The 23785-nt window shown below is 35.6% G+C and carries 21 protein-coding genes; 11 read left to right on the top strand and 10 right to left on the bottom strand.

Going from position 1 to position 23785, the window contains the following annotated elements:
- The first annotated feature begins 7 nt into the window (after window positions 1–7).
- Window positions 8–715: a hypothetical protein gene (locus H4J39_RS16980; protein ID WP_182229523.1), complete on the top strand. Its 708-nt coding sequence runs from the start codon at window positions 8–10 to the stop codon at window positions 713–715.
- Window positions 716–725: 10 nt separating this feature from the next.
- Here H4J39_RS16980 and H4J39_RS16985 read toward each other — a convergent pair whose 3' ends face one another.
- Together H4J39_RS16985 and H4J39_RS16990 are read right to left on the bottom strand one after the other, a co-directional pair.
- Entirely contained in the window at window positions 726–1691 is a 966-nt protein-coding gene (locus H4J39_RS16985; RefSeq protein ID WP_182229524.1) for an alpha/beta fold hydrolase, read from the bottom strand.
- 187 nt (window positions 1692–1878) lie between these two features.
- Complete coding sequence (locus H4J39_RS16990) at window positions 1879–2547, bottom strand: glutathione S-transferase family protein (protein ID WP_182229525.1); 669 nt, start codon at window positions 2545–2547, stop codon at window positions 1879–1881.
- A gap of 176 nt (window positions 2548–2723) precedes the next feature.
- Here H4J39_RS16990 and H4J39_RS16995 point away from each other — a divergent pair, with 176 nt between their 5' ends.
- Window positions 2724–3545, top strand: coding sequence for an AraC family transcriptional regulator (locus tag H4J39_RS16995; protein ID WP_182229526.1), 822 nt, complete (start codon window positions 2724–2726; stop codon window positions 3543–3545).
- 362 nt (window positions 3546–3907) lie between these two features.
- Here H4J39_RS16995 and H4J39_RS17000 read toward each other — a convergent pair whose 3' ends face one another.
- Entirely contained in the window at window positions 3908–4591 is a 684-nt protein-coding gene (locus tag H4J39_RS17000) for a glucosaminidase domain-containing protein (RefSeq protein WP_182229527.1), read from the bottom strand.
- Window positions 4592–4835: 244 nt separating this feature from the next.
- On the opposite strand from H4J39_RS17000, the gene H4J39_RS17005 reads away from it, so the two are divergent.
- From H4J39_RS17005 to H4J39_RS17035, 7 genes are all read left to right on the top strand, one after another.
- On the top strand, window positions 4836–5585 hold the full coding sequence (locus H4J39_RS17005) for an ABC transporter substrate-binding protein (RefSeq protein ID WP_182229528.1): 750 nt from the start codon (window positions 4836–4838) through the stop codon (window positions 5583–5585).
- Between the two features lie 254 nt (window positions 5586–5839).
- Window positions 5840–7708 carry a glutathionylspermidine synthase family protein gene (locus H4J39_RS17010; RefSeq protein ID WP_182229529.1) on the top strand — a complete coding sequence of 623 codons (1869 nt, stop codon included), beginning with the start codon at window positions 5840–5842 and terminating at the stop codon, window positions 7706–7708.
- A 195-nt stretch (window positions 7709–7903) separates the two neighbouring features.
- Window positions 7904–8527: a DUF502 domain-containing protein gene (locus H4J39_RS17015; protein WP_182229530.1), complete on the top strand. Its 624-nt coding sequence runs from the start codon at window positions 7904–7906 to the stop codon at window positions 8525–8527.
- A gap of 120 nt (window positions 8528–8647) precedes the next feature.
- Entirely contained in the window at window positions 8648–9919 is a 1272-nt protein-coding gene (locus tag H4J39_RS17020; protein ID WP_182229531.1) for a flavohemoglobin expression-modulating QEGLA motif protein, read from the top strand.
- A gap of 690 nt (window positions 9920–10609) precedes the next feature.
- A complete protein-coding gene (locus H4J39_RS17025; RefSeq protein ID WP_182229532.1) occupies window positions 10610–12418 on the top strand; it encodes a winged helix-turn-helix domain-containing protein in 1809 nt (602 codons plus the stop codon).
- Between the two features lie 485 nt (window positions 12419–12903).
- On the top strand, window positions 12904–13497 hold the full coding sequence (locus H4J39_RS17030; protein ID WP_182229533.1) for a hypothetical protein: 594 nt from the start codon (window positions 12904–12906) through the stop codon (window positions 13495–13497).
- Window positions 13498–13612: 115 nt separating this feature from the next.
- Window positions 13613–14116: a hypothetical protein gene (locus tag H4J39_RS17035; RefSeq protein ID WP_182229534.1), complete on the top strand. Its 504-nt coding sequence runs from the start codon at window positions 13613–13615 to the stop codon at window positions 14114–14116.
- A gap of 588 nt (window positions 14117–14704) precedes the next feature.
- On the opposite strand, the gene H4J39_RS17040 is transcribed toward H4J39_RS17035, so the two are convergent.
- The 3 genes from H4J39_RS17040 to H4J39_RS17050 all read right to left on the bottom strand — a co-directional run bounded on the left by H4J39_RS17040 (window position 14705) and on the right by H4J39_RS17050 (window position 16244).
- On the bottom strand, window positions 14705–15010 hold the full coding sequence (locus H4J39_RS17040; RefSeq protein ID WP_182229535.1) for a hypothetical protein: 306 nt from the start codon (window positions 15008–15010) through the stop codon (window positions 14705–14707).
- Window positions 15011–15012: 2 nt separating this feature from the next.
- The gene (locus H4J39_RS17045) at window positions 15013–15396 is read right to left on the bottom strand and encodes a hypothetical protein (protein ID WP_182229536.1); all 384 of its coding nucleotides are present in this window, start codon (window positions 15394–15396) and stop codon (window positions 15013–15015) included.
- A 449-nt stretch (window positions 15397–15845) separates the two neighbouring features.
- A complete protein-coding gene (locus H4J39_RS17050; RefSeq protein ID WP_182229537.1) occupies window positions 15846–16244 on the bottom strand; it encodes a hypothetical protein in 399 nt (132 codons plus the stop codon).
- A gap of 414 nt (window positions 16245–16658) precedes the next feature.
- Here H4J39_RS17050 and H4J39_RS17055 point away from each other — a divergent pair, with 414 nt between their 5' ends.
- The gene (locus H4J39_RS17055; RefSeq protein ID WP_182229538.1) at window positions 16659–17759 is read left to right on the top strand and encodes a hypothetical protein; all 1101 of its coding nucleotides are present in this window, start codon (window positions 16659–16661) and stop codon (window positions 17757–17759) included.
- 339 nt (window positions 17760–18098) lie between these two features.
- On the opposite strand, the gene H4J39_RS17060 is transcribed toward H4J39_RS17055, so the two are convergent.
- From H4J39_RS17060 to H4J39_RS17075, 4 genes are all read right to left on the bottom strand, one after another.
- Window positions 18099–19040: an ABC transporter substrate-binding protein gene (locus H4J39_RS17060; protein ID WP_182229539.1), complete on the bottom strand. Its 942-nt coding sequence runs from the start codon at window positions 19038–19040 to the stop codon at window positions 18099–18101.
- A gap of 668 nt (window positions 19041–19708) precedes the next feature.
- Complete coding sequence (locus H4J39_RS17065; RefSeq protein WP_182229540.1) at window positions 19709–20485, bottom strand: ABC transporter substrate-binding protein; 777 nt, start codon at window positions 20483–20485, stop codon at window positions 19709–19711.
- 172 nt (window positions 20486–20657) lie between these two features.
- Entirely contained in the window at window positions 20658–20978 is a 321-nt protein-coding gene (locus tag H4J39_RS17070; protein WP_182229541.1) for a DUF4144 family protein, read from the bottom strand.
- A 69-nt stretch (window positions 20979–21047) separates the two neighbouring features.
- The gene (locus H4J39_RS17075) at window positions 21048–22505 is read right to left on the bottom strand and encodes an NAD(P)/FAD-dependent oxidoreductase (RefSeq protein WP_182229542.1); all 1458 of its coding nucleotides are present in this window, start codon (window positions 22503–22505) and stop codon (window positions 21048–21050) included.
- Between the two features lie 487 nt (window positions 22506–22992).
- Between H4J39_RS17075 and H4J39_RS17080 the strand changes: the two genes are divergently transcribed.
- Window positions 22993–23775, top strand: coding sequence for a 3-hydroxybutyrate dehydrogenase (locus H4J39_RS17080; protein ID WP_182229543.1), 783 nt, complete (start codon window positions 22993–22995; stop codon window positions 23773–23775).
- The last annotated feature ends 10 nt before the right edge of the window (window positions 23776–23785 follow it).

Below are 23785 nucleotides of genomic sequence, written 5' to 3' on the forward strand. Positions count from 1 at the left end.
AGTTACAATGAAGCAACATATGCAGACATTCATCGATTTATTATCAAAAGGTGACAATGATGCCTTGCTCAACCATTACTTAACATCAGCAGAATCTGAGAATATTGTTCAGTTAGCGCATCTATTTCAAGAAGGAATAAGCGTGTTGGCCTCCTTTGATTTTTATCAAAAAATAGCCACAACATTAATAGAAAGTAAGCGCTTACCCAGCGCACTTATCGCACAAATTAAAACAAACGATACCTTAAGCTTTTTTACACCAGCCCTGCAGTTAAAAGACAATTTCAAGCAAATAGACCATCAGCAACGCAATGCTTTACATTACTTATTAGCGGGTAATAAATTAATTGAAAGCATACCTCCCTTTATTTATTTGCGCTCGATGATGTTATTTGGCAGTAATGAAACATTACGTGATGGGTTGTGCCAACGTGATTATCAAAACTTAACACCCATCGAAGTTTATTTATTTTCTCATCAAAATTTGACCGTTTTACCCCCCCATGAACTTACGGCGTTATTGGCATTAATAGAAATTGAAAGTAAACAACAAACAATAGATACGACTAACTATCGACCAATCATACAAGCAGTTGCTAAGTTATGTCGTCGTCAAGGTCAAGAATTGAGCAGTGAATCACAAAGACTCGTCTTAATCGCCATTTACTTCAAAAGACCTATTCAAGTGATCATCAATGAGATGAGCAAAGTTTGATAAGACATACTCACAAAGGTGATTTAATCTTATTTTTTTGTAAAAATTGTTTAACGACCAATACCGTCGCCTGAGGATCTTCTTCGTGGGGTACATGACCGAGTTCGTCAAAGACAACCAATTCACTTGTTGCGATTTCTTGTTTAAATTTCAATCCAACCTCAAGGGGGATTAACTTATCTTTTCTCCCCCAAATTAAAAGTGTGGGTATATTTATTGTTCTGATTTTTTTAGCTAAAGGCCCTGGTAGTGTTTGATCAAAACGTTCTGTCAAAGCGCCACGATTACCCTCTCGAAGTGATAGTTCATAGTATCGTTCAACTAATTCATCAGTCACCAAATCAGGATCCCCATAAACATTTTCAACACTTTTTTTAACCAATGACTTAGGCAGTACATTTTTTAATAAGCCACTCATTAAAGGGCTTTTTGAGAGTTTAAAGGCAAGCGGTACAGACTCAGATTTAAAAGGATACCCACTTGCATCAACTAAAATCAACTGGGATACTCTGTCAGGGTACAACACAGCAGTCGCCCAAGAAATATATCCACCTAAAGAATTACCCGCCAGCACACCTTTTTTAACATCTAATTTATCTAATACGGCGATAACAACTTCAGCATAATGTTCAATCGTGTAATCGTTCTTAGATTCTGGTCCCGTTAAACCAAAGGCGGGTAAGTCGAAACGAATAACTCTTCGTTGCTCTTTTAAGGCTTCAACCCAGCCGTCCCAAGTATGTAACGAAGCACTCGTACCATGAATCAAAATAATAGGCTCTTCATCAGATTTGGGACCTTCGTCTCTTAAATGTATGTTCATACCGGCAATATTTAAAAACTGTGAAGGCTCCCCTGCCCAGCGTGGCGTAAGCGCTGCCACAGATTTGTCATATGCTACATTTGAATAAAGATAAATAACGAGTAAAAACACAGCAATTAATAGTAAATACACACTATTCTTTAAAATTTTCAAAACGTATTACACCTTATTATTTGTTATATCGAATGAGTGAATGAATTTATCATTATAAAAATCATAATATTAAATCATAACTCACGCTTACCATCAGTAACATTTTATCTTCAAGCAGTCGACTATCAGAAAATTGTTAATATCAATAAACACTTCCTGTTTACTCGAAACGATTGAAGCACTGTGATTAAGCATAATCGTAAGTGCCTCCAGACTTTAAGGCCCTTTGATAAGAAGCTCGTGCCTGAAATCGTTTTACATAAGCAATAATTTCAGGATAATTATTTTCACTGGTATTTCTTGAAACCCAAGCCTCTAAGGGGAAACTCATTTGAATATCGGCGCCTGATAGCTGGTGGCCAGCAAACCACTCATTATTTTTTAAATGACTTTCGATGAAGTCTAAATTACCTTTAATATTTGGACCAACATATCCGGTCATTATTTTTTTCATAATACCTTTGGCGATAGGTTTAATAAGAAAGGGCATAGCGTGCTTGACTATTTTTTCAAAAATCAATTTTAGTAATAGCTGTGGCATCAAGGTTCCCTCAGAAAAATGCAGCCAATAAAGGTACTGACGATGGGCCTCACTTTGAGCCTTTGGAATAAAATCTTTCTGCCCATAGGTTTGAGCAAGGTATTCGATAATAGCCCCTGACTCTGCAACTGTAATTTTACCATCGGTGATCACCGGAGATTTCCCCAGAGGATGTATATTTTTTAGACTAACAGGGGCAAGGTTTGTTTTGAGATCGCGTTCATATCGTTTCACTTCATATGGAACGCCTAGCTCTTCCAATGCCCAAAGTACCCGTTGAGACCGAGAATTATTAAGGTGGTGTACAACAATCATATTTTTCTCCATTAAAATGAATAGTAAGTTAGCACTACAGTTATCTATTGCTTGCGAAAAAGTCGCTCTCCTAACTATAGAAAGTACAATAGTGCTATATTTATATTATTTTAGTAGCTTTATTAAATGGTGTCGCATACGATTGAATCACATAATTGTACTATCGGACTATTTTAATGCTTTGGACATCAAGTGTTATGCTGCGTCGAGATATCGACCAACACCAACATAACCTACATGAGTTTGTTGTCTGTTTAAAAGGGGCGGTAAATATTAGCCTCAATGGTGAAATGCATCATTTGTCTACGGGTGATTCTGTTTTTATCCCTGCTGAGTATCTACATTCAATTTGTATTACTCAAGAAATTGAAACAAAATTACTTTTTGCATGTATTGACCCTTTGTCATTTAATACTTTGTCAACTCACGCCAACAGCCTGTATTTAAAGACACTTTCCCAAGGGAGATTTTTAACAAATAACGTTAACCTAAACACAATTCACTGCACTGAAGAAATGCAAAAAATAGCGACTGAAATCGCCACTTATCCTAACTCCAGTTCACCTTTGCATGCGTGTTTGAAAGAAAATTTATACTTACGATTATTACTCATTCATATCAGTAGCGCCGGCTATGAAAAAAATAAAGACACCCACTCATCTCTGCGAATGACGAATGCTCAAAACTGGATAAATAACAACTACACAATGGATATCACCTTAGATAAGGTGGCAAATCACGTTAACATATCAAGAAGTCATTTCGCTCGCCAATTTCGACAACATACCGGATTCAGTGTCATTGAATATTTACTCAAAGTGCGTTGCGACGCAGGGGCTAAAATGCTTGCGAGCTCAAACACTGATATAACCGAAATTGCTTTCGCCTCTGGTTTTAGTAATTTGAGCCATTTTTATCGACATTTTAAGCGCCGCTTCGGTATAACCCCTGGCGCTTTTAGGCAGATGATTAGACATCAAGGGATCACAGCTCAATGAGTGTTGCTTATCAACGTTATATTGATAAGCCAATGAATATAAAATTCAATGATAATCTTAAGGTCGTGGAACCCGGTTTAGAAAATAAATGAGTTGATATGCCAATGTTCTAAAAAAACTCCTGTTAAAAAGACAGGGAGTTCTCCGTATTTGAAATGTCGAACACTTGTTCATGAAGAGCGAAAAAGAAAAGATGTTTATCAAGAAGTAAGCGTTAGCTTGTAAGTTTAACTTGCCTAAAAACTGGGTTCACTTGAACCACAAACGACATTTTTTGCCCTTACAAGCAATATATTATTAACTTATTTTATAAATTTTAAAAATATTCTATGGCTTAGTAATGATAATAAAAGGGAAGCCCACTATTCGTCGTAGCTATTAAAATCATTAAATTTAATAATTGATGTTAATTCTTCACCATATTCTGCACCCTTTTCAGAATAACGATCTAACCTTTTGACTAAAGAGAACGGGTTATCTGTTTTCAACCTTAATTGTCTGAACTTTTCAAATGCAGCACTGCGTCCAAGCGTTCGATAATAATCTTTTACAGAGGCTTTAACCGAAGGATACTTTTTTAACCAAATTGTTTTATCACCCCGTTTTTTGAGTGCCGCTATTCTAGGTTCATCTTTATCAAATGACCAAACACCAAATATATTATTAGCTTCGTTAAAGAAGCGAGAGGTTGCCCAAGAACTTTCCATTGCTGCTTGTGCAATGGCAATACTCTTTGGATGCGGTTTAAGCGCCATTAATAGTTCGTTGTCACTCTCTGCTTTGTATTCTATTTTAAGCCTTTCTATCATATCGTTGTTATCCCCCGAAATAAGTGACTCTGAAACATCAAGGTACTGAACCGTAAGTTCGTCATAGACTTCATTTACAGCTGGAATAATTAAATTTTTAAAACGAGCTTTTTTCTCTTGCACCGTCATTTTGGGCAGAGCAACCTCTTTGGCTGAATAAAAGTAAATAGCGACAGAAAGTAAGAGTAGGGAAAAAAGTGCTAATAATATTTTAGATTGCAAAGCCGTTAATTTCATATAAAACCTTTCTATTGAGTGTAAAGGGATGGTTAGCAGCTAGAAGTATAGCATAGAGACTTTTCTGTTTTAAAAACAAAATGGCTGAGTGCATTAACATTTAAAATTGATTATTAATTTTCATCCTAAAGTTACTTGTACATTAGCCGTTGTTTTTTTTAAATATCTATAGATATTTTTTATTTGTCTATATTTATTCGTCTATACTTATCCTATCTTTTTATTTTATAGTTTTAATGAGAATATGCAGCTAAAAACACTTTTATTCATACTCTTTTTTTCATTTTCTGTACCCTGTTTTTCGTATCAAAAGATTACCGTCGCATTCGGTGACGCTCTTGCACCTTGGGTAATGCCTGAAACAAACAACGGTATAATCATCACCTTAATAAAAGAATCATTAGAGCCAGCAGGCTATGAAATTACCCCCCTTTATTATCCGTACGCTCGTCGAATAACCTCTTTTAGATCTAAAGATGTTGATGCTGCTTGTGATATGAATCTCAAAACCATCGAAAAGGAAAGTCTGCATGGCTTTTTATCTGACGAAGCTTATGCTTACGAAAACTTCGCTTTTACACTTAAAAAAAATCATTATAAATTTATCCATATCAATGAGTTGGTTTCATATTCCTTAATGTCTTGGCAAGGAGCAAAAACCCATTTAGGCGGGGAATATGAAGAAATGGCGAACAAAAACCCTCTTTACGTAGAAAATCATAACCAAGAATTGCAGGTTCAAATGTTATTTTTAGAGCGTTTTGATGTTATTCAGTTAGATTTGCAAATATTTAACCATTATCGTTCTAAAATTGAAAAGGAAGGTAATATAAAGACCTCAATCCCCGTTGATAAGTTTCCACTGTTTGGACAAAGTCCTAATAATATTCTTTTTCATGATGAAAAAGTTAGAGATGCCTTTAACAAAGGTCTAAAAAAATTAAAACGAAGTGGACGTTATGATGAAATTTTTGCCTCTTATTCTTTAGAATAATAGCTGGGTTTTTACGATTTATTAAATAAAAAACACTTGTAAAGCTCTTTGTATTTGGAGTTATCAATAACTTTACAAGGAAAATATCCCCCAAGTTTATTATGATCTTGACCCAAAGATTAAGCTTACTGTAAAGTAAGAATTAATGAGAATAAATCTCACCTAAATAATTATCTCACTTAACTTCTTTTCAAGGGCAATGCTATACCGCAAGAATGTTTTTTGCCATTAATAGCAACTTAAGTCTGGACAAAATGACTAAAATTAAAAATAGACAAGACGTTTCTTTTGGTACACCTATCGGTGTTGCTCTTGGTAATGTTATCGCATATTCCAGCGACTACGAAACAACTAACCCATTAATCTATAAATCTAGAAGTGATTTTAGAAGTTATGTTGATGGCATTTATATGGGACATAAATGGCAATGTGTTGAGTTTGCACGAAGATGGCTTTACACAAACAAAGGTTATATTTTTAACGATGTCGCTATGGCATACGAAATATTTAATTTACGTTCGGTTCGAGACATTGCTAATAACACTGAGCTTGCTCTTAATGCATTTGAGAATGGCGCAAAGAGATTACCTGAATTAGGAAGTTTGCTCATATGGGAGGAAGGTGGTGAGTTCGAAGAAACAGGTCACGTCGCTATCATTACCGCTGTCTTTAACGATAAAGTGCAAATTGCAGAACAAAATATGGCATTTTCTCCTTGGCCAAAGGGGCAAAACTATTCTCGTGAAATAAAAGCAAAATTAGGTGATGACGGAGACTATTGGCTGCACTGCCCTTCTGATGGTTCAACTATTTTAGGCTGGTTAATACAAACAGATGACGCAGAAAACGCGGTAATTGCTACTCTGCCAATACCCGCATTATTTAACATTGAGTCCTGTACTGCATTACTGCCCAATAAAGATAATTCTCCTTGGTTAAATATTGCCAACGACGATGAATATGCGTTTTTTAAAATGATGAATGGGCATCAATTGTCATACAATAAATCTAGCGCTTTACGCTATTATAATATTTCCTCGCAAGCACAAATAGCACTCGAAACGGCAACAGATGAACTACATCAAATGTTTATGCATGCCACCGATTACGTGCTTGAACACCCTGAATTATTAGAAAAATTTGGTTTACCTACTCATTTACATGAAAAAATTAAACGTTCATGGTCTAACCGAGCCAATCAGTTAGTAACAAGTCGTTTCGATTTTTCCATGTCTGAATATGGCTTAAAGGTCTATGAGTATAATTGTGATTCCGCATCTTGCTATATGGAAGTCGGCAAAGTACAAGGCAAATGGTTAAAACACTACAAAGTGAAAGGGGGCACTGATGCGGGTAAAGACTTGTTTAACCAATTGGTTAAAGCATGGAAAGCTCGAGCGATCAATTCAGTTATTCATATATTACAAGATGATGATCCTGAAGAAACATATCACGCACTCTTTATGAAAAATGCGATTGAGACAGCCGGTCACGAATGTAAAATTATCGTTGGTATAGACACCTTAAAATGGAATGAACACAATGAAATTGAAGACTCAACCGGCATAAAACTTCAATGGATATGGAAAACATGGGCATGGGAAACGGCGCTTGATGAAATAAGAAATTCTGAAGATGAAATACGCAATAAAGTAAAACACCTAAAACATGAGAAACCTCGCTTATCTGACGTACTTTTAAATGACAACATTATGGTATTTGAGCCGCTTTGGACACTTATCCCAAGTAACAAAGCCATTTTACCTGTGCTGTGCACACTCTTTCCAAATCATCCTTATTTATTAAATACTAGCTTTGAGCTAAATGATGATTTGATTCGAAGTGGCTATGTCACTAAGCCTATTGTTGGTAGGTGCGGCGCAAACATAAAGATAGTCGATGAACATCAGCAAGTGATCGCAGAAAAATCAGGAAACTTTGAGACAAGAGATCAAATTTATCAGACATTATTTCCTTTACCTTATATCAATAATTTGTATGTACAGGTTTGTACTTTTACTGCAAATGGTAACTATGCAGGTAGCGGGGTTCGAGTAGATACGTCCATGATTATAGATAGAGATAGTGATTGTTTGGCATTACAATGTAAACATGACACATAAGCAAAAATTAACCATGAAAAATAGATAATCTATCCCTACGTTATTTAATCAACTTGGTCTAATATCTGGTTCACAGTGGTCTATATTAGTGGACGAAATAGACGTAATATTACGATAGTAAGCTTTATTATTTCGGTTAAAATCTTGCTAACTTTAATTTTTTACTATTATTTAAAATATTTATAGGATTTTACTTTGCAATTATTAAGTATATTAAAAAAGCTTAAAAGTTTTTTGTTGACGGCATTCATTGGTGGGATAGTAATATTACTGCCCGTTGTTATTCTTTTTAAAATAGCTTTTTGGTTATTAAATTCGTTATCAATGGCGTTTGAGCCAATATCTACTTTCTTCTCAACGCAATTTGTCGAGCATATCCCTCTAGCTGAAATACTGGCTTTTGCAGCTGTCTTTTTATTATGTTTTATTATTGGATTACTGGTTCAAACAGCATGGGGACGCTATGTTCATGGTCAATTAGAACAACGATTGCTTGTTCCTATTCCTGGTTACACCTTGATAAGAGATCTGCTGAGCCAATTTAAAAGTAAAGAAGGGGGATCTTTCACTCGTCCAGTAATGCTAAAAGCATTCCAATCAGAACAATTTGTTTTGGGGTATATCACCGACGAGTTAGAAGAACATTTTGCTGTATTTGTGCCAACAAGCCCTAGCCCATTTAATGGTTTTGTGATTTTTGCACCAAAAGAAGATGTTAAACATATTGAAGGCAGCGCTAAGAATGCGATGAACTTGATTGTTGGTTGCGGTGTAGGTTCTTCAAAAACATTAACAAGTAATGATTTTAAAATGCCTTAATTCACTATAAAATATTGATTTAATTACCATTAATGATAATGGTATTTTTACTCTATGTCGTTGCCCCCTTTTAGCATAAGAGAGTCAGTGACTTGTGATCACCATGGAATTTAATAACCGATGAATGCAACAGAAGTAGAAAAAGAACGAATTTGTAAAATTAGTTCGATTCTATATAGCGCCAGTCAGCCGATTAGAATACTGTCTCATCTTGAGTGGAACAGAGATATCAAAAGCCAATTTTTTGCCGATAAGTGTAAAGAACTCCCCATAGTAAGCTACCCTTCATTCGATCCGAGTAAGACTTTAACCTTGGTGAATGAAGCAAGAGCTCTGATGGGGAATTCAGACATAGATGAATGGCTAAATCGTACTGCAATTAAACTTGAATATGGTGCCTTAATGATGGCATCTGTAGGCACTAAACAGTTTTATGAGTTCTCTGAAAAACTTTATGGCAAACCCACTAACCCTTTTGCTGACGGTAAGTCGACACCACTTGAATTAGCTAAAGCCTTTGACAAACAAATTAGCAGTTATGCAAGTTACGATTTTGGAGCGCCACCTCCGATGTGTTATCTCGCTTCTGATATTGCAGAACAAATGCAAACAGCTGTCACCAAAATGTTTGGTGTCGATGCACCCAAAGTCGAAATTGTTGACGAACTTTCAGCTAATGCTTTAGCAAACCCAAAACTCATTAGGATTAGAAAAACGGCATGTTTTACCGATCTTGATGCTCAACAGCTGATCAATCATGAAGCACACATCCATGTTGCCACATCAATTAATGGCTTAAATCAGCCGTACCTTAAAATATTGGCTGCAGGCCATCCTGGGACCACAAAAACACAAGAAGGATTAGCGGTATTTGCTGAATACATTACTAATTCAATTGACTTAGATAGGCTACGTAGACTAGCTGACCGTATTATTGCGATACAAATGTCGATTGAAGGAGCTGACTTCTTAGAGGTTTATAACTATTTCCTAGGCCGTATAGGTAACGAATCACAGGCTTATGAAAATAGCCGAAGAGTTTTCAGAGGTGGTCTATTAACCGGTGGTGCGCCATTCACTAAAGACGGTGTTTATTTAGAAGGGCTTATACGAGTACATAACTTCTTAAAAGCCGTCGCTGCCAATGGTAGAGCAGATTGCCTTAAATTATTATTTTGTGGGAAGCTCGATATTGAAGACATCCCCGTATTGTATAAATTAGAAGAAATGGGACTCTGCCAACTTGGAAAGTACCTACCACCATGGGTTGAAGATGCTCGCTACCTATTGGCTTACTTAACTTGCTCTGATTTTTTGAATAAGATGGATATGCCTAAGGTTTACACGCATTATGATGAGTTATTGCATAGTATTCCAAAAACGTTCAATTAGTACTAAAACGCCTGTCATTGAAAATTGCTGCCATTAGGTTTTTAGTACCGTGGCAGTAATACTTCTACATAAAATACGATTAACTAAGCGCCATTTTTTGTTTGACTGGTAAAAGCTAAATAAAGATAAAAACAAAAATCCCAAGCAAGCCTACTTATGCTGTTAAATAAAAATGCGCTTTGTGAATAAAGATAGAAAAAAATGTGGTAGTACCTTTTATGTAATAAAAAAGTACTAAAAACACTTCAAATAAAGTTGGAACATGACTTCAACGACAGAAGTGAACCTTAATAGTCATTCGATGACATATCATAAAATGACTGTGTTAACGTCTTCTGTGTGCGCACAGAAGACCTTAGTCTCACTTTTTTTGCTTAAATTTTATAATGGGAATATTGACTGATAATACTTTCTGTTTCTACAACTTTGAAAATAGGATTTTTTTGTGAAATTCTAAATTGACCTTTTTAATATTTTAAAAAATAGATTTTAATTATGTAAAAAACATTACAGCAATTGTGGACTAATATTTATTTTACTATCGAAAACGATAAATATTATTTTCAGAAATGACAAGCTGTGGGACAAGTCCTGTAATATCTAATCAGATTCTGATACATATACAGATTTAGTGCAGTGTCGCTCTATTTTTGGTAAAGTTCGATCATTCAACGCCTATAAGCAATTGCAATGTCGAAAGAAAATACATTTTTGGTGGGAGATTGGCTAGTTAAGCTTGATGGCTTAAGTATTCAAAACAAACATCTGCACAAAGACCTTGATTCAAAAGTGATGCTATTATTGGTTTATCTTATGAATAATCGGCAACGTGTGGTTACCAGAAATGAACTGCTTGATCAGCTATGGAAAAATCAAGTAGTCGCTGATGATGTACTTAGTGTGGCGATTAGTAGCTTGCGTAAAGCATTAGGCGATGATTTCAAATCACCTTCTTATATCAAAACTTTATCCAAAAAAGGATATCAACTGATAGCGCCAGTTAAAGCAATGTCCCCGAATAACCATAGTATTAAAGTAAATTGGATGGTCGCAGCCCTACTCGGGTTGGTTATTTTCATAGCGCTGTGGTTTCAACTTACCCCCGAGGACAACTCTTCAAATAGAAATCTAGATTCAAATCAAGCTGCCCGGCTGGCGGTTTTGCCATTCGATTTTTATTCTTCGAGCAAGAATAGAGAGTATATCGCCGATGGCTTAACTGACATTATTATTAATCAACTGGTACAAGAGTCGGATCTTCAAGTGACGTCTCGATCATCCGTTATGCAATATAAAGGGAATAAAATTTCCGTAAAGGAAGTGGTTGAACAGTTAAATGTAGATTGGATATTAGAAGGCTCCGTTCAACTCGAAGGTGACAAAATTCAAGTGACGGCACAATTAATTAATGCCGTGAAAGATGTTCATATTTGGAGTGAAACGTATCAACGAAATTTAAGTGATTTGTTTGAAATACAAGCAGAAGTCGCTTCCAAAATAGTCACTCGTTTAAATTTGTCATCAAATCAGGTTATATTAAACAACAATTCAAAGTTAAGTCCTATACCTGCCGTGGCTTATGATAGTTTTTTGCGGGCTCAATTTTTTCATTACCAAGGTAAAAATGAAAAATCGATGAATGCCTATCAACAAGCTATAGATCTCTACCCAGATTATGCACAAGCATATGCTCATCTATCTTATAGTTATTATTATGGTTATCTTTTAAAATCCTTGTCAGGAGAAGTACAAACGGGTGGGTTTATTGATAAGGCAAGCAAATTAGCCATCAAGGCATTACAGCTAGATCCCAATCCTGCTTACGTTCAATTGGCGGTAGCGTTATCTTATCTGTATAAAGATCATAATTATCAAGCGGCGGGCCAAGCTTTTCAACTAGCTTTTGAACGAGGTAATCAAGACCTGATGATTTTAGAATGGTACATCGAATATTCATTAATTACCGAGCAATTTGATAAAGCTGAACAGCTGGCAAAACATATGCTTACGATTAGTCCACTGGCTTACAATAAAATTAGGGCTTATGAGGCTTTTTATTACCGTGGTGATTTTAAAAGGGCTGATCGTGAAGTAGCGAAAAAGGCGGCGACTTTTTCTGCGGGTTATCGAGAATCACTTTATGTATGGAATTCATTAGCTAGTGGCAATGATGATGCTTTGTTAAGTCATGCGCCGTTATTTTTTAAAGAACTTAAGATACCGCAAAATACCATTGCTGAGTTTATAATTTTGCTGAAAGAGAAGGGGCGAAGTAGTGCGCTTAATTTCATCGTTGAAAATATCCCTACTTTTAACAACTATGAAAAAGCAAAGTTTTATGCATGGGCTGGTGAAAATGAAAAAGCGATTTTATTATTACAAACTTTGGTGGCTGAACGAGATATTGAAGTGTTTAAATTAGCGATAGAACCGGCTTTTAAATTACTTGGTGATGAATCGGCTTATATTACTTTACTCAAACAGCTAAAACTCGATTGACTATAAGACCCTGAAACAGGTTTTGTTATAGGGTCGACATAATTCGAAGGCATAGACTTTAGTTCGTTACTAAGCCAGTTATTAATATTCTGTGCTGGTGAAATTTAGAACTCAAACGCACTTAATTGGGCTAATCCAATCGCTCTGACTTAAAGCCAGAGAAGTATTACCTTATTACCAATTCGAATAAAAATTTACTCACCTTTACTAATTAAAACTAACAATAGCTGCCTTTCTTCCATTCTCGTTTACCTTTGAATACGCGACATTTCCAATATACTTTACCTATTTTGTCGAGTTTAGCTAAAACACCATATTTTCCCAGCTTACCTACAATAAATACATACACTTATATTTCAATAACTTAGACATTAATTAGAAGTTTTTATATTTTGTTAAGGACTTATCAGTGGCTAATAGAATAGATTCCAAATCAAAATTAACGTTTGGCAAGGCGTTATAATTTATCAAATTATGGAGTTAGAATGAATAAAATTCAGTTAGCATGTATCGGTGGTTTATCAATTACTTTATTAGCTTGTGGAGGTTCTGGAAGTGATCCAGTTGTTGGTGGGTCTGTTGAAAGTGGTTCTGGTGGTTCTGTTGGAAGTGGTTCTGTTGTAAATGGTTCGAAAGAGGAATTTATAAAAAAGATATCTGAAACATCTTGGTTGAGAGAATGTTTTCCTTCTTATATTCACGGCTTAACAGATTCTAATTGGAGTTATTTTAACATAAGAATTAGTATAAACTCATCTCTAGAATCAATTACTACAGCTATACCTTTTTCCGAGCAGGACTGTAATCACCATTCACGCGGGCCAACAATCTCTTTCACTACCCAACTTGAAATCACAGATAAGATTATTAGTGAAGAAGGTATCGAGGTCTATGGTCTTAATAGCTATTTAATTGAAAGTCCTTACTTTACAGAGCTACCTCCGTCATATAGCTTAATTTACCTTGATAGTGAAAAATTATATTATGGCATAGCTTCGGGAGCAAATAGCGGCATGTCTAAGGAAACGAGGCATTCCTCTATATCTTTGGATGATTATTTTTGGCAAGGCTTATACTAAGTTTATTAACATCAACTTGATCAAATGGACAAAAGCAGTTGGCTTTCGCTCATTCCTCTAATTTTTGCCAGTAAACGATGCGTTAGCTAACTAAAGAATCCAACAAGGAGTAGTTATGAAGAAAATTATATTAGTGCTATCTATTTTATTGTTCACGCTAGTGTCTTTTACCAGCAAAGCCACAAGTAATAAACCATTGTATAAAATAGTGAAAGATTTTGAGAGTGCAATAACAACTAAAGACAGATCCAGATATTTTAATTTGTTTTATGAAGGAACCATCTCTTGGATTGGGGTTTCATCGAGCCATGATTTTAATCAAGAAAAAAGTAGAGCCGACACAGCAATAGCTAAAGGTGAGCGTGCTACGCAGCCAATGAAAACCTATCCAGGTGACCATATACATTTTTTTGATGTCATTATCTCACCAACCAACGATTCTAAAATAATGTTTGAAAATGTTAAAATACAACATGATGGCGATATAGCAAGTGTATATTTTGATTACGCGTTTTATGCGGGAGATGTAAGGTCAGCCTGGGGAAAGAAGAGTTTGCTTTTGGTTAACACTGAAAGTGGCTGGAAAATTAATTCAGTTGTTTTCTCTATTAATACCTAGCAGATAGAAGTTAGCTATCAAGCCAATCATCAGAACTTAAAACAGTTATTTTTTAGTCATTTATCTAGCTTTTTTTCACTATTTAAGTAGGGGGAAATCGATATAAAATATAATCCGAAATGTCATTTCAACATTAACACACAACGTACGTTTTGTGATATTAGTGAGTATGGAGAAACTTTTCAATCTCATTCAATGTCCAATAATCTCACTAGTGATGTCTATTCACAATATGTTAGATTTTCTCATCTGCTGACGCGTTTCTCATTATTTATGACGCCTCCACATATGTGGTTCTTCATTAATAATGAGAATTCTCGTTCAGGATTTTTTTGGCTGTAGCTAGATTGAGTTAAATCAATTGAAAAATTTACGTCAAAAGTCGTGAGAAAACTATAAAAAACGTCACAAAAAATAAGAAAATTTGAAAACCTCCTAAGCGATGTACTGAATGGTCACTTATTAGCCACAAGCTGACATTATAAAAATCTATGGGACAAGATCACAGTGCCAAAAGCGGTCTGTTAGTATTTCTCTAATGTATTGGTTTGAGAGCAAACAGGTTATACAATTAGTCACAAAAATAGATCAATTCCATTCAAACCAAGTGCCATCTGTTTCTATCACAATAGAAGAGTAACCTGTTCTTTTTTTCATATTTTTATCAATATTTGAAAGATCATAATTACACATTACTTGTCCAGAGCGATTACCGTCAGTCCCCATAAGAGAGCCTTCTCTATACTTAACTGAATTATATTTCCATTTGATATCATTTTTAAATAGCTCCAGATATTTCCCTGAGCACATACGATCAACTTCTTTCTGACTTGGGTATTCCACTGCTATCAATGTTGAACTAAAAAATATTAGTAAGGTGATTGCGTATTTCATTTTTACATTCCTTTGTTTACATTATTTTTGCCATCATCTCGTTCAATAGCATGTTGAATAATCCCAACTTGAAAGGCATATATTTCTTTAAATGGTCCTCTATCAGGAACTGTTTTAATGCAACGAGCCCCCCAATGAATTACTTCATTAGTTATCCTAGAATTCTCTTCTGGTCTAACTTCAGCTAAACCAAAATAGTTTCGATGTGCCCAGACAGTCATAAAGGTTTCACCTTTAACTGTGTATATGCCGTTTGATTGGTACTCTGGCGAAGCGGAACTATAATTCTCTTCTCTATCAGGTGTATGTCCTAATATCTCTACAAAACTCATAATATAAAATAATAATGCACCATAAAAAATATTATATATTATAAAAAAATACAATTCTACAACAGGTAAAAACCCTTACTCTGACAGTTATTTGAAATTCCATATAACCTATCAATATATCGAGTTGTAGCCACAATAATCCGAATCAAGAGACACTAAAGAGGAGGGTTAGCTTAATAGTTTTTTGATGGTATTGAATATTATCTCTATTACGCTATCGCCCCAGACCAAAATACTACAAAAGATAATTTCAAATATTTTTGAGTAAAATCGGACCCCTACAGGTTAAATTTTTTATCATAAATCAACTTTTAAGGTCTGTTCTTTGCTCAAAAAATCCTGATAGCATTAAAATAGATCTTCTAGGTACGTCAACACTATTGAAAAGCATTAGGTAGAACCTGAAATGTCAGCTCTCGTATCTTTGTTAACATAGAACAGTGAGAATTAGAGCATTTTTTAGCTACCGAGAAATATACAAAATATCTAGATGATTCGGTTGCTTAATTGTCTTGAGATTCATTAACTTCTTCAAATGTTACAACATAATAACCGTCAATTAGAACATTCTTCAACTCAGTGCAAACATTAAACCGCTTAACACCATTGTGCTTTGTTTTAATATTAACCGTCATACTAACAAAACTATCGTTGTCAGAGTCTAAGGACTCCATACTCAATTCCCATAGGCTCTCAACAACTTTTTGATACTGTACATCTGGGTAGACCTTGTGCCACCAATGATCCTTATCTGGTATTTCTTTAAGACTCCAGCCAATAATGCTATTAAACTTATTATTTAAAAAGACAAAAGTATGATTAAGTGTCTCCTCAGTAAATTCTACCACTACAACAGGCAACGGTAACATATCTAAAAACTTAGTTGGAATTGGCTGAGACAAGATGGACCTCCTTAACATCATACTTTTCATATTTATAGCACACATTTAATTCAAACTTTACGTTATGTAGCGGTTAACTAATTTTGTCCACAGATTTGTATTTAGTATTTAGTATTTAGTATTTAGTGGTCCACTGTAACTGAAATGTCATCATCCTTGCAGTTCAATCATGCCAGCTATCCTATCTTTGTTAACATTGGGCTAGTGATTATTAGAGACGTCTTCAGCTAGCCAAGAGCCTACATTAGAAAATTCTGTGGGGGCCGTTCCGTGCCATTAACAGCCTGATGAAAAAAAATAATCTACTGAATCTATAATAAAGTAATCTAATACATCATTTAATACTCAAAGTGCATAAATCGTGTCTATGTGGTTTAATCTGCAAGAATAATAAAAATTTAATAAAGGGAACTTATGACAAACATCGCATTCAATACCGATATCAGTTCAATGATCAAAACTAGGTATTCGATAGCTCTTGCTACTCTTCCTTTCACGCTGATGTTCTCCTCATTCGGTGTTATGTGGCTTATATCAATATGGTTAGAACTGGACACCGATACCCCCTTGAGAGAATTCGATAATAGCCTAGTTTGGGTTATTGGATTTATCGGCCTTATGGTAATTCTAATGATTGGATTTTATCTTTTAGGATGGTTAATAAACGCTCTGATTTCTTCGACCGTTTTAGGTTGGGATAAAGATAAAGTAAAAAATGTATATCTAAGATCTCAAGTACCGGATAACTGGTTAAAAGGAAATCAGAACTTAGAAACTGCAATGGCTAATAGAATAGAGAATTGGCGCGAGAAAAGAGAAAGCGGCATGTTTTTTTATATCTTACAGACTGGTGTATTGAGCTGGGGTTTGATCATGTATTTGGTTATGGCTGTAGTGCCAGCGCTAAAAAGTTCCGATCCGTTAGATCTAGTTTCACTATTGTGGCAAGGCGGAGTATGGGCTATAGGGGGCGCGTTATTTGGATATGTTGGCTGGCTATTTAGTGAAAGACAGTATTCAAAGTATTTATCGGAAACACCTAGCTTTGAAATAAAAAACGAATCTGAAGTTACAAGCTTAGGTCAAAATACCAAACTCAGCTCATACATCGTTTTAGGCGCTATTGGTGGTGTAATGATCAGCTATTGGGCCATGAGTGGACTTTTAGGTGCTACCAAAAGCAACACTGCTGATATTTTATCTGACACCGCCATTCAACTTAACGAAAGATTGCCGATGGTAATAGATGAAGAAACAACTTGGATTGCAAGTTCATCCCATGAAGATACATTCTCTTACACATATCAATTACCAAATTACAAAAAAGAAAACATTGATATTGAAATATTTGTTGATGCTATGACTCCTAATATTAAAACGAGTGTCTGCAACGGAGAATCTATGAAAGCATTTAGATATTTGAAGGCTGTCGTTATCTATGATTACTTGGATAATAAACAAGAACTCGTCACGCAAATTAAAATAGACACTAAAAATTGTGAACAACCTGAGTAGAAAAGCGAAGAAGTAAAATATGGATATTTATGTATTTGGTCACACTGTAGTGGTAAGTGATATTTGTCACTTATATAGATTAATTATAGAATCAGAAACAAGTTAGCTAGAACGTCTCTGATCGGCACTTTACGGTCAATAATTGCAGCTTACAAAACCAAAAATCCAGTGACCGAAATTCGATAACTGCGCTTCCTAGCTGGCAGACAAAAAATGTCAGCTATCGTATCTTTGTTAACATAGAACAGTGATTATTAGAGACTTCTTCAACTAGCCATAAGCTAACATTAGCTTTTGCAATTTGTATTACTCATTAACGATTTTTGTTTAAAGGTGTAACTATATGCAAGTTTTTGATATCCATTTTTTTATTTCGTTCGCGTATAAACGCGACCATTTTATTGCAGCATCGTCATCAGATAGTTTTTTGACAACAGTCAAAGAAGACGCATCCCTTATCATTTGATTCGTGAAATTAATATTTTGAACTAGTCTAAAAACACATGGAAAACTTTCTTTTAATTTCATCGAACCAGCTTTTTTTAACCAGCCGTTTCTACGATTTCCACAATCGTTAATAAGTCTTTTATTTAGTCCCCACTCTGGATCTGTTCCACATTTTTTTGTGTACAAAGGGAAGTTTACGAATTCTCCTGAGATGTAATTGTCAGTCCAGTTTGGACTCCAATTAAGCAAAATAATAGGGCGTTTATTGCTTATTGCTAAAGATAATTCATCCCACAATTCAGATGCATCTGTCAGTCGTCCTATCGTATAATTTATTCCTAATGCACGAATGATTTCAGCATCTCCATAATTCCATGGTCCTCCATAATATAGTCCTTTTGAGTTAGATGAGCTGGTTTCAAATAGCTTTTTACATTTATTTAATGCTCTCCAGTTCGGCAGTTCTGGGCATAGCTCTTCTACGTATTTTGGATACCACCATTCTTCTATTACTTTTGCATCATGCGTACCTAAATCAACAATTTGGCCACTTGCTATCAGGCTTTCGAACTCTTTTTTCATGGAAGGTTCCCAAACTTCCAGTTGGAAGTGAATTACTCCACGTTGTATAGCCCCCCATTGCTTGTCTGCACTTATATTAATGTATTCTACTGGTGTACCTGATTTTTCTATTATTTGGCCAATGGCTTTAGACAGGACTCGCTGACTTGCCCATTTATTTAATGGAATGAAGACCGCATCTAATTCATTGTTTTTAATGGAATAAGAAATATTTGAAAATAACAACAATGACCATAAAAATAGTGTTTTCATTAAATGACTTCCAATTAATATTGATCTTTGTATACCAAAAGTACCTGTGTACTGAAAATATTCTAGTTAAGTATATACAATAAGAGAACTGTCTGGAATACGACAATAGTACACTTTAAGCTCACCATCTCAATAGCCCCCTTGTTTGAAGAGCTGACGTTTTAATTTAAAGTATTTATGATCTCTATGGTGGCTTAATTCACATTCAGGCTTAAAGACTCACTGACAGAAGTCATCATCAAAAAACTCTTGTTATTATATATAGAGGAACTTCCGGTATCGTATCTTTGTTGACTGTTTTGAGGTCGATTTATCATTCATAAGAACGTCCGGAATGTGGCAGTCACTGCCCGCAGAGTTATATTTTAGAAGCTAACTATTTCAAAGTTTACTTAAATTTTTTAAAAGGTATTTGCGGTGCTAAACGTAATAACTCTAGTTTCCGACTTTATTTAATAGTTTCCATCTTGATTAAGAAAGCTCCAACTTTATTTAATTTCTACAGCACTATAGGGTCAAAATGCTCAGGCATCATTTAACCATCTCCTTCGATAATTATTTCCACGACTTTTTCATGGCTAAAAGCAATAGTTTGGTAATTTACAGTCTGATAATTTATTAAAAAAATGGTGTTATGTATTGGTAATTATTATTTGAATCGTTTTTCATCAATACTCAGCTTCGGGTAACTCATAAGACTTTTTAATACTCAATCGTTGGCTAGCTATATCATCAAATGCTTTTTGATAAGCATTAATAACTTCATCCGTTGTATTAATATTAAAGGCCAAGTAGTTACCTATTTTATTAACCTGCCAGACCTGTTCATAATCATTTGTATCAAAATCGAGCTGTTTTGCTAAATAAGCAAAACCATGAATAGAAACAACAATCATATCGACGCGGTCTGACTCCATCATTAAAAAGGCTTGCTTTAGTTGAGAAACTTTTGCCAAATTAGATGAAGGAAACCCTACTTGATGAAGTGATATCTCTGAAATATCACCTGCTATTGTCGCCACTTTATGATAAAAAATTTGTCCTAAATTAGTAAAACTAAAGTTTCTTGATTTTTTTGCTATTAATACATGAGTAGAATGAAAGATAGGCCCTACCCACTTAAATAAATTTTCACGCGGATGCGTTTTAGAAACCGTAAATAACGCGGTGTTATTTTTATCCAAGGTAAATCTGTAGCCCCGCGACCAGGGAACGACCAATATTTCTTGCTCTGTAATATCCAAATGTTTCCAGATAGCTTTCAAAGTATCAACTGAAATTCCTTTAAGTTGGTCGTTAACGAAATAATTAGCCGGTGGGTAATCTTCAGTATAAAAGATAATATTTTCTTTTGATGACGGGAATTGAAATGCATTCGGTTGAGGAAGCACTAAAATAAAGATCAACATTGTTTTTAAAATAAATTTTGTTATTAAAATAAACATACCCCACCATTAATAAAAAAAGTAATAATACTTTTTGTATTCATTAACTTTAGCTTTATTTATAGCCAGTTTACTTGTGCAAATCAACGTTATTATCAATTGAAGGGATTTATTTATAAAAAAATACGAGGAATATTCAATAAGATAATATCAAGTGACCCCTATAAAAAAATCAGTTTAAGTTAATCAATGAATTAATAGCATCTGACACTGTTAAAAAATGAATTTTAGTTAGACACAATTCAGCTTTATTAAACTCATGAGCGCGAATTAAATGTGTAACTTCTTCTACAACGACTACCCGTTCGGTTTTAGCTAATACGGGCTTATCTGTTATCATTTCGATTAAATAACAATAACCTGTTGAATCTATTACATAGTCATCATCACTAAGGATTAATTCTGTACATTCCTCGTTGAAAAATTGCTCAGAGCTTAAATAAATAAGCTCATCATCACCCTCTAGCTTTAGTATACAAGGCCAAAAAATCATCTAAATACCTCAATAAATATAGCTTCCGACTAAGCGGTCGTCAGTTAATTTTTCTTAAAATAAACCTGATCACTTTAGACATCGTCCTCGGGGCTCGTCGCTCTCATGGAGCACAATGTCAGAATGAAGGAACTCTGCAGCCTCTGCTGAATCTCTTACTTTAGACGCACTGCGTGTTAACATTTCTGTTTCAAATTCAGTTAACACACTTTTTCTCATACCCGCTTCTCTCCACTGTGATAGAGGTCGACACCCTATAGATATTCCACGAGCCAGTGCCAAAGCATCCAGTAGAGCTTGATTCGCTCCCTGTCCTTTGAATGGGCTCATCGGATGAGCCGCATCTCCAATCAGTGTTACTTGCTGGCCTTTAGCCAATAATTCTGCTTCAAGAAGTGGTCGGTCATACACTGGATAACCAGAAACCTGACTTGTCTGTGTTGCCGCCAAAATTTGAGGAATAGGATCATGCCACTGCGTTCTTCGACACGCCTCATACTTGAGGGCTTTTGCACCTTCTGCACTTAACGCCTTAGCCTCTTCTTCGGGCATAGGAAAACTAAGTTGCCACATCACTGAATCTGCGTCATAAGGCATTATATAAATGCGTTCATTGCCATTGGCTGTTTGAAATACCGTTGCTGAATCTAACAACGAATTTTCAAGCCCGTCGAGAGCCGTCAAGGGGCAAATCCCCAAAATAACAATACAACCAAGGTACTGTAAAGGGCTTATATCGTCGCCAATCAGTAACTTTCGCACAGCACTGCGAATACCGTCAGCACCCACCACAAGATCAGCCTTGGCGATTTTTATTTCCCCGTCTACTTGAAAGCTAAGTTCAATGTTTTTATCCTCACTTTCCTTAGCTCTTTCTTTAAAACCAACTAACTGGTGTCCCCATTGCACCGCATCATGCCCACCGAGTTGCTCAAGTAAAGCTAAACGTAAAGATTGTCGTGCGATATGTATATTGGTGCGTTTGACCGATGTTTTCACCGCTGAAGGATGCCACTTTCTGATCCCCCATTCACCGATCACTTTTCCATCGGTGGTATGCACAACATGTCTGGTGGAGACCACCCCTGCTGCTAACGAAATAATGCCAAGTCCTTCGATCGCTTTACTCCCTTGCTGCAGAGTAAGACCATACCCTTGAGAGCGTGTATCGAAACCGCTATCACGTTCATAAAGTGTGAAAGGGATCCCGCGGTGTAAGCAAGCAACCGCTAATGCAACGCCACCTATACCACCACCAATAATAGCAATATGTGGGTAATTTTCTTTATCTACAAACGGTTGGCTATCACAATGAACTAAACCCGTTCCACCGCAGTTCAAACAATCATAAAGGTGCCCTTTTGGACGAACGGGTGCCAAGCCTTCGCCTTGCATTTTTTCAAACTCAAGTAATTCCCGCTGATACTGAAGTCGCAGTTTTTTACGGGGCCTTCTGCTTTTTTTGCCACGTCCCTGACATTCCTGACAAATAGTCCAGCTGCTTTCTTCATTTTTCAACGTTTTCATTTCCTCTTTATTTAACCCCGTTTAATTGACTTTCGTTAGAGAGAATTTAGCCTAAGCGCTTGCGGTAGTTATGATTTTCATTACGGTATTCATAATTTAATGCTAGAAAATTTAGGTCTGTTTTGTGGCATAAGCGATTATTGAGCACCATTTAGCCAAGGAACACTGCGCGGGCTAAGATTTTAGACTTCTTTATGCAAAGAAGACACTAGTTTGATGAAAGTTTATTGCCTTTTTCTCGCTAATAATTACCGTACTATTAATTTTAAATAAATTATTTAATACAGGAAAATCAATTTACCCAGCTTATGGTACTAAGGTGCCAATTAAAAAGTTAACAGTTTGCTTTATTATATAACAACCATGCTATCTACGATGAGATGAGCGCTCTTCCTCTTGCTATATTTCTTAGTGCGTAGTGACTCATTAACATAATGTTTATAAAGAAAAAAACACAATTGAACAACATCATTAAACAGGAAAAATTATGCTAAAAGGCAAAACTGCACTCATCACAGGTTCAACCAGTGGTATTGGCTTAGCCGCTGCTCATGTACTGGCTGAACAAGGTATTAACTTAGTACTACACGGTTTAATGAATAACCAAGAAGGTCAAAATTTAGCAGAAAATTTCGCTAAAAAATATAGTATCAACACGCTTTTTGATAATGCTAACTTGATGGACGCACAAGATATTTCAGTGTTTATGGCTAAGGCTATTCAAGTAATGGGATCTATCGATATACTTGTCAATAATGCCGGCATTCAACATACCGAAAGTATTGATACTTTTCCTGAAAATAAGTGGGATGCGATAATCGCCATCAATTTAACATCCGCATTTCACACCATTCAAAAGTCACTTGCGGGTATGAAAGCTAATGGTTGGGGTCGCATTATTAATATTGCCTCTGTTCATGGACTTGTCGCCTCGCTAAATAAATCGGCTTATGTTGCGGCAAAGCATGGCATGGTTGGTTTAACAAAGGCTGTTGCGCTTGAGTGCGCCGAGCATGGTATTACCGTTAATTCTATTTGCCCAGGTTGGGTAGATACCCCATTAATTAATAATCAAATTAATGATATAGCACAACAAAAAAGTGTTAGCTTCGAACAAGCTAAATATGCTTTAGTGACCGCTAAGCAACCCTTACCCGAAATGATGGACCCTCGCCAAATTGGCGAATTTATTTTATTCTTATGTAGCGATAGTGCGCGTAGTATCACCGGTTCGGCACTACCAATGGACGGCGCTTGGACCGCCCAATAAAAAAAACAGG

It is taken from the genome of Colwellia sp. Bg11-12 (genome assembly GCF_014076955.1).
GTDB lineage: Bacteria > Pseudomonadota > Gammaproteobacteria > Enterobacterales > Alteromonadaceae > Colwellia_A.

Bases quoted from the DNA above. Each gene is read 5' to 3' on its own strand.
- H4J39_RS16990 (WP_182229525.1), bottom strand. From the start codon at position 2,547: ATGATTGTTGTACACCACCTTAATAATTCTCGGTCTCAACGGGTACTT.
- H4J39_RS16995 (WP_182229526.1), top strand. From the start codon at position 2,724: ATGCTTTGGACATCAAGTGTTATGCTGCGTCGAGATATCGACCAACAC.
- H4J39_RS17010 (WP_182229529.1), top strand. From the start codon at position 5,840: ATGACTAAAATTAAAAATAGACAAGACGTTTCTTTTGGTACACCTATC.
- H4J39_RS17075 (WP_182229542.1), bottom strand. From the start codon at position 22,505: ATGAAAACGTTGAAAAATGAAGAAAGCAGCTGGACTATTTGTCAGGAA.
- H4J39_RS17070 (WP_182229541.1), bottom strand. From the start codon at position 20,978: ATGATTTTTTGGCCTTGTATACTAAAGCTAGAGGGTGATGATGAGCTT.
- H4J39_RS17040 (WP_182229535.1), bottom strand. From the start codon at position 15,010: ATGAAATACGCAATCACCTTACTAATATTTTTTAGTTCAACATTGATA.
- H4J39_RS17005 (WP_182229528.1), top strand. From the start codon at position 4,836: ATGCAGCTAAAAACACTTTTATTCATACTCTTTTTTTCATTTTCTGTA.
- H4J39_RS17080 (WP_182229543.1), top strand. From the start codon at position 22,993: ATGCTAAAAGGCAAAACTGCACTCATCACAGGTTCAACCAGTGGTATT.
- H4J39_RS17025 (WP_182229532.1), top strand. From the start codon at position 10,610: ATGTCGAAAGAAAATACATTTTTGGTGGGAGATTGGCTAGTTAAGCTT.
- H4J39_RS17030 (WP_182229533.1), top strand. From the start codon at position 12,904: ATGAATAAAATTCAGTTAGCATGTATCGGTGGTTTATCAATTACTTTA.
- H4J39_RS17055 (WP_182229538.1), top strand. From the start codon at position 16,659: ATGACAAACATCGCATTCAATACCGATATCAGTTCAATGATCAAAACT.
- H4J39_RS17035 (WP_182229534.1), top strand. From the start codon at position 13,613: ATGAAGAAAATTATATTAGTGCTATCTATTTTATTGTTCACGCTAGTG.
- H4J39_RS17065 (WP_182229540.1), bottom strand. From the start codon at position 20,485: ATGTTTATTTTAATAACAAAATTTATTTTAAAAACAATGTTGATCTTT.
- H4J39_RS17000 (WP_182229527.1), bottom strand. From the start codon at position 4,591: ATGAAATTAACGGCTTTGCAATCTAAAATATTATTAGCACTTTTTTCC.
- H4J39_RS17020 (WP_182229531.1), top strand. From the start codon at position 8,648: ATGAATGCAACAGAAGTAGAAAAAGAACGAATTTGTAAAATTAGTTCG.
- H4J39_RS17060 (WP_182229539.1), bottom strand. From the start codon at position 19,040: ATGAAAACACTATTTTTATGGTCATTGTTGTTATTTTCAAATATTTCT.
- H4J39_RS16980 (WP_182229523.1), top strand. From the start codon at position 8: ATGAAGCAACATATGCAGACATTCATCGATTTATTATCAAAAGGTGAC.